Origin of the sequence: Paraburkholderia sp. SARCC-3016 (assembly GCF_031119615.1) — a bacterium.
Classification (GTDB): Bacteria; Pseudomonadota; Gammaproteobacteria; order Burkholderiales; family Burkholderiaceae; genus Paraburkholderia.
Genome location: NZ_JAVHZD010000036.1, coordinates 39,622 through 56,167, shown reverse-complemented (window position 1 = coordinate 56,167; position 16,546 = coordinate 39,622). Strand labels below are relative to the sequence as shown.

The following is a 16,546-nucleotide window of genomic DNA, read 5'->3' as shown; positions in this document are numbered from 1 at the left end:
GATTTCGTCCCATGTCCCGACGTCCCGAGCGTCTCCCTCACGTGTGCGTGCATGCGTGCGACGTGCGCGACGTGCACGTGAGAGGGCGCGCATGTCGCGAGCGCGCACGCACCTGCGACCTTTTGTCTTTGGGACATGGGACGTTGGGACGGTAAGGGGGTAATGATGATCGACGTAAAAGAGCAGGCCGGGATTGCGATGAATGTGCGCGGGCAGCTATCGGACCCGATCGCCGATCCCCAAGTAACTTTGGGTGCGCTTGCGTTCGCCAATGACCTTGGGCGTCTGCTGTGGCGAATGAAGTACGGGCAGGACGTGCGTCAATCGGGTTTGCACCGCGCGACGCTATTGCTCGCAAGCCGGATCCGGCACGCAGGCAAGTTCGAGCGTGCGAAGTTCACCGGGCTTGATCGCGCGGCACGTCGCGATCGTGATGCGGGCAAGCGGGTCGAGCGGGAGAAGGCCGATATCGTGGAGCGTTTCGCACGTCGAGTCATCGTCGAATGGGTCGTCGACCTGTGCACGCACTGCGAGGGTCGCGGCGTCATCGGTCGATCAGGGCGCCGTCGCACAATGTATGTCGAAGAAGTGCAGTGCGCCACCTGCGCGGGCTCGCGGTTCGTGTGCGTAAGCGAAGAACGGATTCCGTTTGCAGCAAGTGCGAACGGCAAGGGACCGATCGTATATCGGGAGTACGAACGGTGTGGCGCCTGCAATGGGCGAGGCATTGTCCGCGTCGAGCGGGAAGTGAAGCGTGTCGGACGACAGATCTGTCCGCGTTGCGGCGGGTCTGGGCGATATCCAGCCGACGCAGCTGCACGGGCATTGGCGTTGGGCGTGACGCTCGACGTCTACCGGAATCAGTGGGAGCGATACTTTGTTGGCATGCTGGCCCTGCTCGACAAGGTCGACAGCAGTGCAGCGGGCACAGTCATGCGACAGGTGCGAGCATGAAACTGTTGCATTCCAAGAAATCCGCGGAATATACTTCGGGCGTCCTTTACCGAGTCACTGGACAAACGGAGCACCCGCCGACTCGTGGTGCAGCCCTGTCCTCGCAGACGCAGAGTATCGCGGGAGCGCCGCGACCAATACCGATAAGAGCCTGCAAGGAATCGTTCGGCCCCCGTTCGGCCCGACGAAACGTGAATATCCAAGCCCTGAGCGCGCAAGCGTCAGGGCTTTTTGCTTTGGATCGGGCATGTCCAATCCGACGTTTTCGCTGAAGGTCGACACATCGCAGCTCGATGCGGCGATTGACGATCACCTGCAGGACCAGTTGCCGTTCGCGGCCTCAGTCGCGCTGAACCGGACCGGTAACGCGGTGATGGCCGCCGAACTGAAGACGATGCGAGACGTGTTTGACCGGCCAACGCCATACACGATGAACGCGCTGTACGTGAAGCGCGCGACGAAGACAAACCTGCTGGTCCAGGTGCGCTACAAAGACGATACGTTCAAGGGCACGTCGGCAACCAAGTACCTGGCGCCGCAGGCAGAAGGCGGAGACCGTCACGTCAAGCGCATAGAAGCGCTGTTGCGCGCGCGCGGCCTGCTGCCGGCCGACATGTACGTTGTGCCTGGCTCCGCTGCAAAGCTCGATGCGTTCGGCAACTTCAGTCGCGGGCAGTATTCGCAGATCCTCGCGCAGCTGCAGGCATCACGCGATCGCGCGCAGAACGAGACCGGGCAATCGCGCAAGCGTCGGCGTCGACGCAACCCGTCTGCCGACGCCAGGTTCTTTGTTGGCAGGCCGGGCAATGGCAGTTTGCCGCCCGGTGTGTGGGCGCGATACAGGTTCGCGTCGGGTTACGCGGTGCGGCCGATTCTCATGTTCGTGCGTGCACCGCACTACGCGGAGCGCTTTCCGTTCGATCAGGTCGGCGACGACACGGCAGCGGCCACGTTCCCGACCGAGATGGCGGCGGCATTGCAAATGGCTGTGAAGACGCGACGGCGATAGCGTCTCTCGAAGGCCGGATGAAAGGGCTGGGTATCGCAATGCAACTCTTTCTCATCTGTCGGGGGCCCCTGAAAAATCGGGCGGATGCGGGTAATTCGAGCCCCGAGTTTTTTGCACTAACGGCGCCGACCAGGGGGTTGTAAAGATGCCCACCCAGGCAGTCATCGCCGAGCACCTCGGCATCAGCCAGCAGGCTGTTTCCAATCAGCTTAACCGGCTCGAAATCGACTGGCGTTCCGCCTCGCTCGACGAGATCCGGCTTGCGTACATCGAACATCTGCGCGGCCTCGCGGCCGGCAACCGTAGCGAAAACGGCATCGATCTCGTGGCCGAGCGCGCGATGACCGAGCGCATCACGCGCGAGCTCAAGCTGCTCGAGCTGGCAGAGAAGCGCAACCAGCTGGTGAACGCTACGCAGCTCGAAGTGGCGTACGGCCAGATGGTCGACTCGTTCCGCGCCGAACTGCTGTCGCTGCCAGAGAAGATCGTCGATGACATCCGCACGCTTCATGGCATCGACGTTGACGTGGAGCTGGTCAATGAGTATGTCATCAACGCTCTCGCCGAGCTATCTGGACACGACGCAGGCGGTGGGCGCGCTGACCGCGCGCCTGCGCGCCCGGCTGACACCACCGCTGCGGGTGGGAACGACGGACTGGGCGAGGCGCTATCGTCGTCTTTCAGCGAAGAGCTCGGCCAAGGAGGGCCGCTATAACCCGGAGCTGACGCCCTGGGTGTACGGCATGCACGCGGCGCTCGACGATCCGAAAATCCAGAAAGTCATCTGCATGAAATCGGCGCAGGTCGCGTGGACCGATGGCGTGCTGATGAACTACATCGGCAAGCGGATTCACACGGACCCGTGTCCGATGATCGTGCTGTTTCCGAAGCTTAAGACGGCGCAGAGCTTCTTCAAGGAAAAGCTCAAGCCGGCGATCGAGGCGACGCCGGTGCTCAACGAAATCATCCCGGTCACGAAGGCCCGCGACACGGACAACCTGTGGAATCACAAGGCGTTCCCGCGCGGCTTCCTGAAGCTCGTCACATCGAACGCGCCGGACGACGTCAAGTCGACGTCCGCGCCTGTCGTCATGGTCGAGGAGCCGGACGACACCAATGAGAACGTCAAGGAGCAGGGTGATTCGATCACGCTGCTCGAGGAGCGGACGAAGTCGTACTCGGATCGCCGCCGCAAAGTTATTTTGGGCGGTACGCCGACGGTCGACGGATTCTCCCGGATCCAGCAGGCGTACGAAGCTTCCGACACGCGGGTCTATCTCGTTCAGTGTCCGGACTGCGATGAGCGCCACGAGCTTGCCTTCGAGAATGTCCGGTGGTCGAGCGAGGCCACCGCCGAACATCAGGTGTTCGGGCGCGCACAGCCGGAGACGGCGCATTACGTCTGCCCGCATTGTGGCTCGATCTGGAACGACGCGAAGAAATTCCGCGCGGTCCTGCAGACGTCGAAGTTGGAAAACTACGGCTGGGTGAAGACGGCCCACGCACCGGGAACGGCGGGCTTCCGTGTCGGAGAGCTCGTCTCTCCGTTTCCCGGCTCGCGCATGGAAGTGCTGGTCCGGAAGTTCCTTGTTGCGCAGCACGCGCTGAAGCAGGGCGACGACACGAAGATGCGCTCGTTCGTGAACAACACGGAAGGGCGTCCGTACAGGATCAGAAGCGGCCTGCCGGAGCTCGACGAGCTCGCCATGCGGGCACTCGACTATGAGCCATTTACGGTGCCCGACGGCGGCCTGCTGCTGACGATCGGAATCGACGTGCAGCACAACCGCCTCGCGATCATCATCCGCGCATGGGGTCGGGGAGAGGAAAGCTGGCTCGTCTGTTGGGGCGAGGTATTCGGCAACGTGCTGGATCAGGGCAATGATCCTCTTTCGCACGGCGTCTGGGGCGCACTCACGACGATCCTCATGTCCGGCTACCGGCACGAGACCGGCGGCGTGCTACGCGTTCGCGCTGCCTCGATCGATTCGAGCGACGGCAATACGTCGGACGCCGTCTACAAGTACGTGCGTGCGGCGCGTGCGCGAGGTATTCCCATCATGGCGATCAAGGGGGCGCGCGATGCGGGCGTCGAGATTTTCGCGGCGCCGCGCCAGTCTGTCGACGTCAATCAGGAGAACAGCAAGGCGGCGAGGTACGGTCTGCGTTCCTATCCGGTCGGAACCGTCAGGGCAAAGGACCTGATCCTCGGCAACCGCATGCAGCTCGAAGGCGATGGGCCGGGGCGCGTGCACTGGTATCGCGCGGTACGCGACGACTATCTCGCGCAGCTGACCGCCGAAGTGAAGGTGCCGGGTCGCCGCGGCGGCCGGCCGGTGTGGCAGGTGAAAGTGGGCTGCAGAAACGAGGCGCTCGACGGTGAGGTGTACGCACTGCATGCGGCACGGAGTCTGAAGATCCATCTCTTCACGGAAGCGCACTGGCTCGTTGAGCAGGCGCGTTTCCAGCAATCGGGTCTGTTTGAAACCGTGCCAGTCATCACGGCATTGCCATCCGGCGAGACTGCACCGCCGCTCGATGATTTTCCGGACGGCGTGCGCTCGGAATCAGCGGTGACTGCCCCGGCTGTCCTGCCGCAGCCTGTACTGCAACCTGCGCGACGCCCTGTCGGCCCCCGGCCGATCGCGCGCTCGCGCTATCTCAGTGGACGACGTTGACATGGCATACACACAGGCGGATCTCGACCGGATCAGGCGTGCGATCGCGCGCGGCGAAACCGAAGTGCGGCAGGGCGACCGTATGGTCCAGTTCCGCTCGGTTGATGAACTGCTGAAGGTCAAGCGTGCAATTGAAGACGAGCTCGGGACGACGGCGGGAGGTCAGCGTCGGTCAACCTCGTCGCTCGTGCGTGCCCGCAAGGGGGTGTGATGGCGCAACGCACTTTTCCTGCACTCAACAAACGCGGCTTCATGGTGCCGCGCGGCCTCGCGTATGAATCCGGTGGCACGACCGGCAGTCGCACGAAGCACTGGCGTACATCGGGCGCCGGGCCGAAGACGGCGGCGGCCGACAACCTGCGCACGCTGCGAAGCCGTGCGCGTGACGCGATCCGCAACGATCCATGGGCGAAGAGCGCGATCGCGAAGCTCGTGTCGTCCGCGATCGGCACGGGCATCCGGCCGTATCCGATGCATCCGGACGATGCCATGCGCAAGTTGCTGCTCGACCTGTGGGACGACTGGTCAGTGGAGGCGGACGCCGACAACCGGATGGACATCTATGGACAGCAGGCGCTCGCTGCCCGTGCGATGTTCGGGGATGGTGAGGGCCTGTTCCGCCTGCGCGCGCGGCAGGCACAGGACAACCTGAGCGTGCCGCTTCAGGTGCAGGCGATGGAGGCCGATCACCTGCCGGTCGAGCGCAACGAGGTGCTGCCCAACGGCAACGAGATCATCAACGGGATCGAGTTTGACCAGGTCGGACGGCGTGTCGCGTACTGGCTCTGGAACCGCCATCCGGGCGACGGCCGCTATCAGCCTTCGGTTGGTCTCGTGCAGCGTCGCGTGCCGGCTGACCAGATCATCCACCTGTATCAGGTGGACCGGGCCGGCCAGGCGCGCGGTGTGACGGCGCTTGCGACCGTGCTGCTGCGTCTGAAGACGCTCGACAGCATGGATGATGCGACGCTGGTCCGGCAGGAAATCGCGAACCTGTTTGCCGGCTTCGTGACACGCGAAGCAAGTGATAACGGCATACCGGGCGTCGACGTGCTCGGCAATCCGGCTTCTCCCGATGGCGATGGCTATACGCCGATCGCGACGCTCGAACCGGGTGTGCTGCAGGAGCTGGATCCTGGCGACAAGGTCGAGTGGTCGGATCCACCGGACGCGGGCGATAACTACGCCGACTTCATGCGGCAGCAGCTGATGGCGGCTGCCGCGTCAGTGGGTCTGCCATATGAACTTCTCACGGGCGATCTTCGCGGTGTGAGCGACCGGGCGCTGCGGGTGATCATCAACGAGTTCCACCGGGCGATCGAGCAGGTGCTGTGGTCGACGTTCATCCACCAGTGGTGCCGGCCCGTATGGGCCGCATTCATTGACGCGGCAGTGCTGGCCGGCGAGTTACCGGCCAGCGACTACCGGCGCAACCGGCGGCTCTACCGTCGTGTGCAGTGGGTGCCGCATGGCTGGGACTACATCCATCCGGTGCAGGACGTGCAGGCGCGCGGCCTCGAAGTCCAGTACGGGTTCCGGAGCCGCTCCTCGGTCATCCTCGCGGGCGGCCATCTGCCCGACCCGGTCGACCGGCAACGCGCGGCCGACATCGAGCGCGAAAAGTTACTTGGCCTTCCTTCCAGCGTCCGTCCGCCGGTCGCGAATTCAACCCGGCAGTCATCAACTGCAACCGAGTCACAGGATGAACAATGAAAAAGCGAAACTGGTACGCGATTACCACGCAGACGACCGACGCTGGCGTTATCGCGGAGGTGCGGATCTACGACGAGATCGGCTTCTGGGGCGTGACCGCGAAAGATTTCATCGGCGAGCTCGACGCCGCGGCTTCGAACGGCGCGCAGGTCGTCGTCGCCATCAACTCGCCGGGTGGGGACGTGCTCGACGCGTTCGCCATCTACAACGCACTCAAACGCTACGCGGGCCGGGTGACGACGCGCATTGACGGCATTGCGGCCTCGTCGGCCTCGCTCGTCGCGATGGCCGGTGACACGATCGTCATGCCGTCGAACGCGATGATGATGATCCACAACCCGTGGACCTTCGCCATCGGCGATGCTGATGCCCTGCGGTCGACCGCCGAAACCATCGAAAAGATGCAGGCGAGTTTCATTGCCGCATACGCGAGCCACACGGATCTGAGCGATGACGAGATCGCGAAGATGATGGACGAGGAGACGTGGCTGTCGGCGACCGAAGCAAAGGCGCTTGGCCTGTGCGACGAGATCGAGGATCCGGTGAAGCTGCAGGCATCGATCAACGTCGGTGCGGCGCTCGCGCGTTTCCGCGACGTGCCGCAGGGCCTGATCGATCAGATCGAGGAGATTGATCCGGCCCATGCACCGGCGTCCACACCGCAGCCGGAGCCCTCACCGAGAGCTGTGGCGCCGACGCCGACGCCCGCGCATACCCCGCCGCCGGTTGCCGGCTCGACCCTCGCGGCGCACGTCTTCACGGCGTGCCGAGAGGGCGGCATTGCGGAGCTGGCTGAGCCCATCATCGTCTCGTGTGGTCTGCGCGACCAGACGTCGGTCGATGCTCGGATCAGCGAAGCGCGCGAGATCTCGGGGCTGTGTGTCGCCGCGAAGCTGCCTGATGTCGCACCGGAGTTCGTCGCGAGCGGGCTGAACGTCGAGCAGGCGCGTGCGCGGCTCTTCGAACGCGTGACGGCGGCGAACGCGACACACATCGACAGCACGCAACGCCCGCAGGGCGACCAGAGCCGGACGGCGGGTGGCCTGTCCGCAGCGCAAATATACGCCACCCGTCGAACCGCCGTTCAGGCGAAAAGGAGCTAAGGCATGGCCATCGTCACTGAAGCAATCCACACCGGTGAATATCTGCTCTCGCAGGCGCCGGGAACCATCTCCCACGACAAGGTCACTGTAGCTGCAGGCGACGCGCTGCCGGCCGGGCAGCTGCTGACGAAGGCGGCTGACGGCACGTATGCCCCCTTCGTTGCGGCGGACGCAGCGACGGCGCCGGCTGATGCGGTGCTGTACGCCTCGCTACCGGCGAGCGCGGGGGAGCGCTCCGCCACGGCGACGGTGCGTCTTGCGGAAGTCGTCCAGTCGCTCCTCACCGGCTACGACGCGACAGCAGTCGCCGGCCTCGCCGCGCATTTCATCATCGTGCGCTAACGCGTGCCGGCGATGCCGGTGCGCAGCAGGACATAACGGGCTGCCTGCGGGCGGCTTTTCTTTTTCCTGAAACGGGCCACCATGGTACTGACCATGTGGCCCGTTTCCGTTTGTGGAGTCACACACGATGGCTGACATCGGAATCATGAACTCCGACGAGTTCAACGTCGAAAACCTCACGGCTGCGATCAACGAAGCGCCCACCGTTCCGGGCCGCGTGGGTGCGCTCGGCATCTTCGAAGAGGACGGCGTTCAGTCGACGTCGATCCAGATCGAAAAGGACGGCGACGTGCTCGCACTCGTGGCCGCGGGCGAGCGGGGCGCGCCTGGCCAGATCGTCACCGCCGATCGCCGCACGATGATCGCATTCAGCACCATTCACCTGCCGCAACTGGCGACGATCAAGGCGGACGAAATCCAGGGCGTGCGCGCGTTCGGCTCGACCACCGAGCTGCAGGTGATGCAGGACGTCGTCAACCGGCGCCTGAACAAGATGCGCCGGCAGCTCGATGCCACGCACGAGTGGCAGCGTATCGGCGCACTCAAAGGGCAGATCATCGACGCGAACGGAACGAGGGTCCTCGTCGACATCCTGCAGCAGTTCGGCATCGTGCAGACCGTCGTCCAGATGAAGTTCGCGACCGAGACCGATCTGCGAAATCCGGCGCTGGATATCACCGCGACCGTCGAGGACAACTTGGGCAACACGACCTGGTCGGGCATCCGCGTGCTGTGCGGTCGTGACTTCTGGAAGAAGCTCATCACGCACAAGTCGGTGAAGGAAACGTACCTCAACACGATCCAGGCTGCGGCCCTTCGCGGCGACCCGACGGAAGCCTTCACGTTCGGCGGTTGCTTCTGGGAACGGTACCAGGGGCGCTTTAACGGTGTCGGATTCATTGCCGATGGCGAGGCGCTCGCCGTGCCGCAGGATGTGCCGGAACTCTGCATCAGCCGGTTCGCGCCGGCCGACTATATGGAGACGGTCAATACGCCGGGCCTGCCTTACTACGCCAAGCAGGAAATCCTGCCGTTCGCGAAGGGCGTCGCGCTCGAAGCCCAGTCGAATCCGATTCACCTTCCGACGCGGCCGAAGGCGATCGTGCGGCTCGTCGACACGCTGGCGGACGACTGATGGGTGCGCCGGCCGATTCTCCGGCTGACTCTCCGTTCGACGGAATCTGGGACGCGTTCGGCGATGCCGGCCTGCTCGATGCGGCGATGATCGACCGTGATGGCGGCGAGCCGCTCGTCATCATGGTCGACCTTCGCACACCTGATGAGGTCGAATTCGATTCGCGCATCACCACGCACAAGCCGATGATCGATTACCGACGCGTGGATGCACCGGAGCTCGCCGTCGATTCGACTCTGACGGTCAGGGGCATACGGTACCGGGTGCGCAATCCACCACGTGATCTGGGCGACGGCGTTCATCTGCAGGCGGATCTGGAGGTGGTCCGATGACCGGGCGCGAGGCTTACCTGCAGGGACTTTTTGCTGCCCTGTCTGCGGATCCCGGCCTGCAGGCGCTCGGTGTCAGGTTCGGACGTTCCATCTGGCACGCCGTGCGCCGGGCAGAAGGTCCCACTCTCGTCGTCAGCCGCGGTCGCGACGTGCCGGTCGATACGAATATCGGGCGCACGACACGCAAGCTGGTTGTGATGGTGAGCGCGGTCGTCTGGTCTTCTACGCCCGATACCGAATCTGACAGGATTTTCGAGCTCTCGCATCCGGTCGTGATGCAGTTCGATGCGGACGGAATCGCAGGCGTGGAAGAGGGGCCGACGGGCGAACCCCAGACGGGCGACGAGGACGGTGGCATCGGTATCTACACGATGCAATACGCGGTCACTTACCAGACAGCGACGCACGCTCTCTAGCGTATCTCTAGCGTCGTTTTCCGGCCAATGAGCCAGGAGTCATGATGGGTACATTCAAATCAACGCGGAACTCGGTCGTGCTCGCCGCGCTTCAGAACGCGATCGGCGTGCCGGCCGAGCCGACCGGCGCGCAGGACGCGATGCTGGTGAGCAACATCAGTGCGACGCCGATCGCAGCTGACATGGTCAGTCGGGACCTGATCCGGCCGTTTTTCGGCAACAGTGATCAGTTACCCGCAGGCGCACATGCCGAGCTGAACTTCGATGTCGAGATCGCGGGATCCGGCACGGCCGGCGAAGCGCCCGCATGGGGCCGTCTGCTCGTGGCCAGTAACTTCACGGAAGCGGTCACCGAGGCAACGGATGTTACGTACACACCGAATAGCCTCGTCGTGGAGACGCCGCTGACGATTTACTACCATCTCGATGGTCTCCTGCATAAGCTCACCGACGCGCGCGGAACGGTGTCGTTTGCGTTCACCGTCAACCAGATCCCGAAGATGTCCTTCAAGTTCATGGGCGTCTATAACCCGGTGACGGATTCGCCGCTGCCGGCGGGGACAGACTTCGGCAAATTCCTTCAACCGAAGCTCGCGAGCTCGGCGGCAACGACATGGGCAATGCACGGTTATAGCGGCCCCCTGCAGGACCTGTCGCTGGACATCGCCAATACGCTGAACTGGGCCGCGCTCATCGGTTATGAGGCCGCTGAAATCACCGATCGAGCGCCGACCGGCAAGATCACGATGCAGCTTGGCTCGGTTGCCGACAAGGACTGGTGGACCGCGTCGCAGAACGCCGCGCTTGGGGCGCTGAACATCACGCACGGCGCGGTGGCCGGCAACATCGTCCAGTTCGATGCGCCGAAGGTGCAGATCTCCAACCTCGCGTATTCGGACACGAACAGCAAGGCACTGCTCGGCGGCGATCTGACGGTCACACCGGACGAAGGTAATGACGAGCTGGTGATCACAGTCAAGTAACTTTGCCGGCGACGTCCGGCCGGACGTGCGCTCATATCAATCCGGGCCGCCATGCGCGGCCCGATTCTATTGAGGTGGTTCCCATGTCGTACGTGCTGTCGAAAAATCCCACGTTCACGGTGGCCGTCAAAATCGTCGAGCCCGGCAACGCCGTCGACGGGCAGTTCGAGGAACACGAATTCATCGCCGAATTCAGGCGCCTGAAGCGCGACGAGACCATGACGCTGCTGTCAAGAAACCTGCCCGTGTACGAGGCACTGTCCGACGTTCTGGTCGGCTGGAGCGGCCTGAAAGACGAGCGTGGCAGTGAACTGCCATTTACGCCTGAGTATCGCGACGCGCTGCTGCAGATCCCGCACGCGATCGTCGGCCTGTGGGACGCGTTCCTGATTGGTAATTCGGGAGCCGCACGAAAAAACTGATTGACGCGGCACGGCAGTGGGCAGGCGTCGAGATCGAGCGGCCGGGGATCGCTGTGGGCAACGATGCGGGCGTAGCCGATGCGCTTGCCGCTTTTGGTGCGCGCTCGAGCGACGTCGACGACGCCCGCGCCCGGCAGCGCGAACAGGACTTCGGTGTGTATCCGGAGAACTGGAAAGCAGTTCGCGTGTTTCTCGCACTGTCGACGCAATGGCGCATGGTGGCGCTTTCGTCGCTCGGCGGCGGCCATGTGCTGCATACGGGCCTCGACTATTCGGCAGTCGAGCCGACCTGCCGCCTGATGGGCATCAAGCCCGAACGCCGTGCCGCGATCTTCAGAAAGCTCCGGATCATGGAAGAGGCCGCGCTCGACGCGCTGCTCTCCAGCTGAATCCTAATCACGCCCCGCCTTGCGGGGCTTTTTTATGGCAGGCCGCTATGGCTGAAACCTCTGGCACGCTGGGCCAGCTTGTCGTACAGCTCACGATGGATCCGTCGTCCTACAAGGCGGGGGCGCGTAGCATCAAGGCGGACGCAAAGGACATCGGCTCGAGCGTGTCGCAGGCCGGCAACGAGGCAGCAGCGGGCATGGACAAGGTCGGTGTCCATACCGCCGGTGCGCGCAAGGAACTCGTGGTGATGGCACACGAGCTCGCGACCGGCAGTCTCAAAAACTTCGCCGGCTCGGCGCTCGTGCTTGCCGAGCGCATGGACGCGATCGCGCTGGTCACCAGTCCGGCGGGCCTGGCCGTCGCCGGGCTCGTAGGCGTGCTGGCGGCTTTCGCTGTTGCGGCTGTGAAGGGTCATGAAGAAGCCCAGGCGCTGGCGAATTCGCTGCAGGTGACGAGCAACTATGCGGGCCTCACGTCGAGCAGCTTCGCCGCGCTGGCGAAGAGCGTCGCTGATTCGACGGGCTCGGGTTTCGGTACGGCAAGAGAAGGGCTGCAGGCGCTGGTGTCGACCGGCCAGATCACCGGACAGGCGCTCGATCTGCTCGGTCAGGCCGTGGTGCGCATGCACGATCTGACCGGCGAAAAGCTTGACGACATTGCCAAGGATTACGCGAAGATGCCCGAGGGCGTCGCGAAGTGGGCCGAGCAGCACAACCAGAGCATGCACTTCATCACGACCGCGCAGTACGATTACATCCGGTCGCTCGAGGAGGCTGGCGACAAGCAGGGCGCCATCCTCGTCGTGGCCCAGGCGCTCGACGACCATCTGCGCAACCAGTCGCTGCAGAACCTCGGTGCACTCGAGCAGGCGTGGCACGGCGTAGCAAACGCCGTGAGCAGCGCATGGGAGTGGATGAAATCGATCGGCCGTGCCGAGACGTCCGCCGAGCAGATCGCGAAGGCGACGGCCGAAGTGCAGCGACTGCAGAATGCGCTGAGCGCGCCCACGGGCGCCATGAACGCCGACCTGCTGCAACCGCAACTGGACGCGGCACAGCAGAAACTCGAATCGTTAAACCGCGATGCCCTGCGCGAGCAGGATGACGCGATGGCCAAGGCGCAGGCCGCGCAAACGCAGCAGCGGGGCATCGCCGCATCCGACTTTCTCAAAAAGCTGCAGGACGAAGAGAAGGGCATTACGCGCGTCAACAAGGCGCTCGACGACTACCGGCAGAAGGTCGCCGACTACAACAGGGCGAACCCGGCCAATCCGGTTTCGCCGAAGCAGCAGGCCGCCGACGAGGCGTACCTGCGCAAGCAGTTCGCGGACAAGGATGGTCAGTCGCAGGCGAACAGGGTGCGCAAGAGCGCACTCGACGCGGCGCTTCAGACCACAAAAAACAGTCTGACGCTGATCCAGTCGGCGTACAAGGCGTCCGACGACTATCTGCAGGCGCTGCACAAAGCAACCTTGATTTCCGATCAGACGTTCTACACGGCGGAAATTACGGCGGCCAACGATGCGGCAGAGAAGCAGATCGCAGCCTATGAGCAGGAAAAGAAGACGCTGCAGGATGCGTACTGGAAAGCGCCGCTTGATGAACGTATCAAAATCACGCAGGAGATCGGCGAGGTCGAGACGAACATCGCGAAAGTGCGTCAGGAGACGGCGGCGAAAGATGTCGTGTATCTGACGCAGCAGGCCGACGCGCAGCGTAAATACCAGAAGTCGATCGAGGATGCGCGTGATGCGCTGCTCGCCCAGGCAGGCGTCACCGCGCCCAAGGCCGTGCACGACTTCGATGAGAAAAACCGCGGTGCGATGCTGCAGGCGGCCACGACCGGCGACATCAGTGGTGCGGCGTTTCTCGACCAGAGCCGGCAGCTTACGTTGCTCAGCGCGCAGTACAACGACATCGTCGCGCAGGCGAAACAGGTCCAGACGAGCATCTCGCTCGACCAGCAAACGGGCCTGACCGGTTTTATCGACGGTTTCTCGCAGCTGCGCAGCAATTCGCAATCGACCGTCGAGTCGCTGCAGGCGCTCTACGATGAAGTGAACCGCCTCTCGTGGGGCACGACCGATCCCGGCGTGCTGCGCAACCTCGACCAGCTGCGCGACAAAATCCAGCAGTCGATGATCGACAGCCAGAGCTACATGCAGGACTTCACCGACGCCGGCAGGAGCGCTTTCTCGGGCATGTTTTCTGACATCGTGACCGGTTCGAAAACGCCGGCGCAGGCGGTGCAGTCGATGGTGTCCAGCATGCTGTCGTCGTTCGCGCAGCTCTTCGCCAACCGGGCGTATTCGAGCATCGTGAGCAGCCTGTTCGGCTCGATCTTTCCGACATCGACGGCAGCAACCGGCAGCGCCGCATACGGCTTCACCATGCCGTCGTCGATCCAGGGCAGCGGGGCACTGTTCGGTACGGGCGCCGGAATGGCCTTTGCGACAGGCGGCGCCGTCAGGGGGCCGGGATCCGGCACGAGCGACAGCATTCCCGCGCGTCTGTCGAATGGCGAATTCGTCGTGAAGGCGAGTGCGGTGTCGCAGCCGGGCGTGCGGGCGTTCCTCGAAATGCTCAATGGCGGGACTGCAATGAGCGGTCGCAACCGCTTTGCCAATGGTGGCATGGTCGGCGATGACGCGGGCGCGGCCGTGTCCGGTCCGAACATCGATCTGCACATCCACAACGCGCCGGCCGGTGCACAGGTGCAGCAGTCGAGGTCGGCTAACGGCGCACTGCGGCTGGACGTCATCCTGCAGCAGGTTGATCAGCACATCGCCTCCGGCATCCGCTCGGGGCGCAGCGCGACGGCCCGCACGATGCAGCAGCAGTACCGTCTCAATCGCACTGTTGGGAGCGTCTGATGGCAGACCTACCCGTGTTCCCGGCGTTCCTGCCGCGGCCGCGCGCGAGCGGCTACGGCATCCAGCCGGTCACGCCGTACGCGCGTACCGATATGGATAACGGCTCGGCGCGGCAACGTCGCCGCTTCACCAGCACACCGTCGCACGTGAGCGTGACGTGGCGCTTCAACGATGCGCAGCTCGTGCTGTTCGAGGGGTTCCTCGCGTACGAGATCAATCTCGGTGCCGACTGGTTCTCCGTTGGTCTGCGCAACGGCATGGGCATCAATTACGTTCAGGCCCGCTTCATGAATGACCCGCCCTACAAGGCGGCCATCAGCGATTCGCGGGCGTGGTTCGATGTGACGGCAACACTTGAAGTGAAGGCGTTGCCGCTCGCCTCACGTGACCAGTACGAGGTGCTCAAGACGTATACGGAAAGCGAAATCGCGGCCATGAGCGATCCGCTTCACGCGTTCATTCATGTCAGGTTGCCCGGCCCGTCGAGGTGGAACTGATGGCATCGATCACAGAAGCACTGGCGGAAGTGTATGCCGCCAATCCGAAGGGCGAGACGGTGCTCGACACGCTGGAATTCCGTCATCCGACGTTTATCGATGACAGCGGGAACCCTGCGCCCATTCGCGTCGTTGCGGATTACAACGATCTGACCGCAACCCTTGAACCGGATGCGCCGCTCAATGCCGGGCAGAGCGTGACCTTTATTGCAGTGGCGTTCCAGTTTGCGATGCCGTCGATGGAAGAGGGACAGGCGCCGCAGGTTGACATCATCGTCGACGGGGCCAGCGGCGAAATGATTGCGCACCTCGAGAGCGCGGTAACGCAGACCGCGCAGATCGAGGTCACGCACCGGCGTTTCCTGGCATCCAGTCCAGCTGCCGGTCCGCAGGATGGTGAACCGTTGACGCTGTACATCGCAAGCGCCCAAGTGACTTTGACGCGGGTCACCGCGACGGCAACGCTCACCGACATCCACAACAGTCCGTATCCCTCGGACGTGTACCGGCCGGACGTCTTTCCGGGGCTTGCACGATGAACGCGGCCGATGTGAACCGGTATATCGGTCGACCCTGGGTGAGCGGCGGTTGTGGGCCGGATGCCTTCGACTGCTGGGGGTTGCTCGGCTGGGTGCAACGGGAGTATTTCGGTATCCGTCTGCCGGATCTGCCTGCCGACGCGGACGATCGCCGGCTCCTCTATCAGGCACAGGTCGACCGGGGTATGTGGCAGCTCGTCGATGCGCCGTTTCATGGCTGCGGTGTGCTGCTTCGAGGCGGTGACCGGCCGCATGTAGGCGTCTGTCTGCAGCTCGACGCGGGCGGCGTGCTCCACGCGCTGGAAGGCGCCGGTGTGGTCTTCACCGAACGCACCAACCTCAAACGATTGGGATATCCACGTGCAAGCTGGTACCGGTTCCTATAGGGCGACGATCGTTCGCGCTGTCAATCCGATGTGCCACGCGCTCGGTCGCGAGGTGCACCTGCTCGATGCGCCCGTGTCGCCGCGCGGCTGGGCGCTCGGCGCCGGCATCGATCTCTCGCAGTCGATCGTGCGCGTAGACGGCGACTACTGGCTGCGTAGCGCGTGGGATCGTGAGCTGCCTGACGGCGCCATGGTGCACATCATCCCGGTCCCGCAGGGCGGTGGCGGATCGAACCCGCTGCAGGCCATCCTGCTGATTGCGGTGGCCGTCGCGTCGGTCTATTCGGGCGGCGCAGCGGCGGCGGCCTACGGGAGTGCAGCGGGCGTCGCAGCCGGCACCGTCAGCGCGGGCATGATTGCCGTGCAGGCGGGCGTATCGATGGCCGTCATGGCCGCCGGCTCGATGCTGGTCAACGCGATCGTGCCGGCCAAGACCGCCAGTGTCGCGCAGGGCACGACCAGTAGCCCGACGTATTCGCTCTCGGCAAGTGGCAACTCGGCACGGCTGCTCGAGGCGATTCCGGTGCTCTACGGACGCATGAAACTGACGCCCGATCTCGCGTCGCAGCCGTACACCGAGTACGCCGGCAACGACCTGTTCCTTTATGAGCTGTTCTGCCTCTCGAAAGGCGAGATCGATGTCGAGCAGATCCTGATCGGCGACACCGACATCAGCAGCTTCAGCGAGATCGAGTACGAGATCGTCGGGCCGAACAGGCCGGTGCTGCTCTTTCCAGACAACGTGGTCACGAGCGACGCCGTGAGCGGTATCGAG

18 protein-coding genes are annotated in these 16,546 nt (G+C 63.8%); all 18 read left to right on the top strand.

The genetic code is table 11. The annotated features are described in order from the left end of the window. Nucleotides 1-165: 165 nt before the first annotated feature. Nucleotides 166-954: a hypothetical protein gene (locus QYH69_RS29425; protein WP_308835245.1), complete on the top strand. Its 789-nt coding sequence runs from the start codon at nt 166-168 to the stop codon at nt 952-954. A 247-nt stretch (nt 955-1,201) separates the two neighbouring features. After that, nucleotides 1,202-1,963 (top strand): hypothetical protein, encoded by a 762-nt coding sequence (locus tag QYH69_RS29420; protein WP_308835209.1) that lies wholly within the window; start codon nt 1,202-1,204, stop codon nt 1,961-1,963. A gap of 145 nt (nt 1,964-2,108) precedes the next feature. After that, entirely contained in the window at nt 2,109-2,678 is a 570-nt protein-coding gene (locus QYH69_RS29415; protein ID WP_308835208.1) for a helix-turn-helix domain-containing protein, read from the top strand. Then, on the top strand, nt 2,605-4,641 hold the full coding sequence (locus QYH69_RS29410; RefSeq protein WP_374992520.1) for a phage terminase large subunit family protein: 2,037 nt from the start codon (nt 2,605-2,607) through the stop codon (nt 4,639-4,641). Before QYH69_RS29415 ends, QYH69_RS29410 begins: the two co-directional genes overlap by 74 nt. Nucleotide 4,642: 1 nt before the next feature. Next, entirely contained in the window at nt 4,643-4,852 is a 210-nt protein-coding gene (locus tag QYH69_RS29405) for a phage head-tail joining protein (protein ID WP_308835207.1), read from the top strand. Then, nucleotides 4,852-6,354 carry a phage portal protein gene (locus QYH69_RS29400; RefSeq protein WP_308835206.1) on the top strand — a complete coding sequence of 501 codons (1,503 nt, stop codon included), beginning with the start codon at nt 4,852-4,854 and terminating at the stop codon, nt 6,352-6,354. Before QYH69_RS29405 ends, QYH69_RS29400 begins: the two co-directional genes overlap by 1 nt. Nucleotides 6,355-6,413: 59 nt before the next feature. After that, nucleotides 6,414-7,457: a head maturation protease, ClpP-related gene (locus QYH69_RS29395; protein WP_308835205.1), complete on the top strand. Its 1,044-nt coding sequence runs from the start codon at nt 6,414-6,416 to the stop codon at nt 7,455-7,457. Between the two features lie 3 nt (nt 7,458-7,460). Further along, on the top strand, nt 7,461-7,799 hold the full coding sequence (locus tag QYH69_RS29390; protein ID WP_308835204.1) for a head decoration protein: 339 nt from the start codon (nt 7,461-7,463) through the stop codon (nt 7,797-7,799). Between the two features lie 127 nt (nt 7,800-7,926). Then, nucleotides 7,927-8,934, top strand: coding sequence for a major capsid protein (locus tag QYH69_RS29385; RefSeq protein WP_308835203.1), 1,008 nt, complete (start codon nt 7,927-7,929; stop codon nt 8,932-8,934). Beyond that, the gene (locus QYH69_RS29380; RefSeq protein ID WP_308835202.1) at nt 8,934-9,266 is read left to right on the top strand and encodes a hypothetical protein; all 333 of its coding nucleotides are present in this window, start codon (nt 8,934-8,936) and stop codon (nt 9,264-9,266) included. Before QYH69_RS29385 ends, QYH69_RS29380 begins: the two co-directional genes overlap by 1 nt. Then, the gene (locus QYH69_RS29375) at nt 9,263-9,682 is read left to right on the top strand and encodes a hypothetical protein (RefSeq protein WP_308835201.1); all 420 of its coding nucleotides are present in this window, start codon (nt 9,263-9,265) and stop codon (nt 9,680-9,682) included. Before QYH69_RS29380 ends, QYH69_RS29375 begins: the two co-directional genes overlap by 4 nt. 41 nt (nt 9,683-9,723) lie before the next feature. Beyond that, nucleotides 9,724-10,665 (top strand): phage tail tube protein, encoded by a 942-nt coding sequence (locus tag QYH69_RS29370; protein ID WP_308835200.1) that lies wholly within the window; start codon nt 9,724-9,726, stop codon nt 10,663-10,665. Between the two features lie 2 nt (nt 10,666-10,667). Beyond that, a complete protein-coding gene (locus tag QYH69_RS29365) occupies nt 10,668-11,087 on the top strand; it encodes a hypothetical protein (RefSeq protein ID WP_308835199.1) in 420 nt (139 codons plus the stop codon). 53 nt (nt 11,088-11,140) lie between these two features. Continuing rightward, nucleotides 11,141-11,476 carry a DUF1799 domain-containing protein gene (locus QYH69_RS29360; RefSeq protein WP_308835198.1) on the top strand — a complete coding sequence of 112 codons (336 nt, stop codon included), beginning with the start codon at nt 11,141-11,143 and terminating at the stop codon, nt 11,474-11,476. 47 nt (nt 11,477-11,523) lie between these two features. Further along, entirely contained in the window at nt 11,524-14,349 is a 2,826-nt protein-coding gene (locus QYH69_RS29355; protein WP_308835197.1) for a phage tail length tape measure family protein, read from the top strand. After that, nucleotides 14,349-14,846, top strand: coding sequence for a hypothetical protein (locus QYH69_RS29350; protein WP_308835196.1), 498 nt, complete (start codon nt 14,349-14,351; stop codon nt 14,844-14,846). Before QYH69_RS29355 ends, QYH69_RS29350 begins: the two co-directional genes overlap by 1 nt. Continuing rightward, entirely contained in the window at nt 14,846-15,385 is a 540-nt protein-coding gene (locus tag QYH69_RS29345) for a DUF1833 family protein (RefSeq protein ID WP_308835195.1), read from the top strand. The genes QYH69_RS29350 and QYH69_RS29345 overlap by 1 nt, the downstream gene beginning before the upstream one ends. Beyond that, nucleotides 15,382-15,771 carry an NlpC/P60 family protein gene (locus QYH69_RS29340; protein WP_308835194.1) on the top strand — a complete coding sequence of 130 codons (390 nt, stop codon included), beginning with the start codon at nt 15,382-15,384 and terminating at the stop codon, nt 15,769-15,771. Before QYH69_RS29345 ends, QYH69_RS29340 begins: the two co-directional genes overlap by 4 nt. Nucleotides 15,772-16,546: the final 775 nt, after the last annotated feature.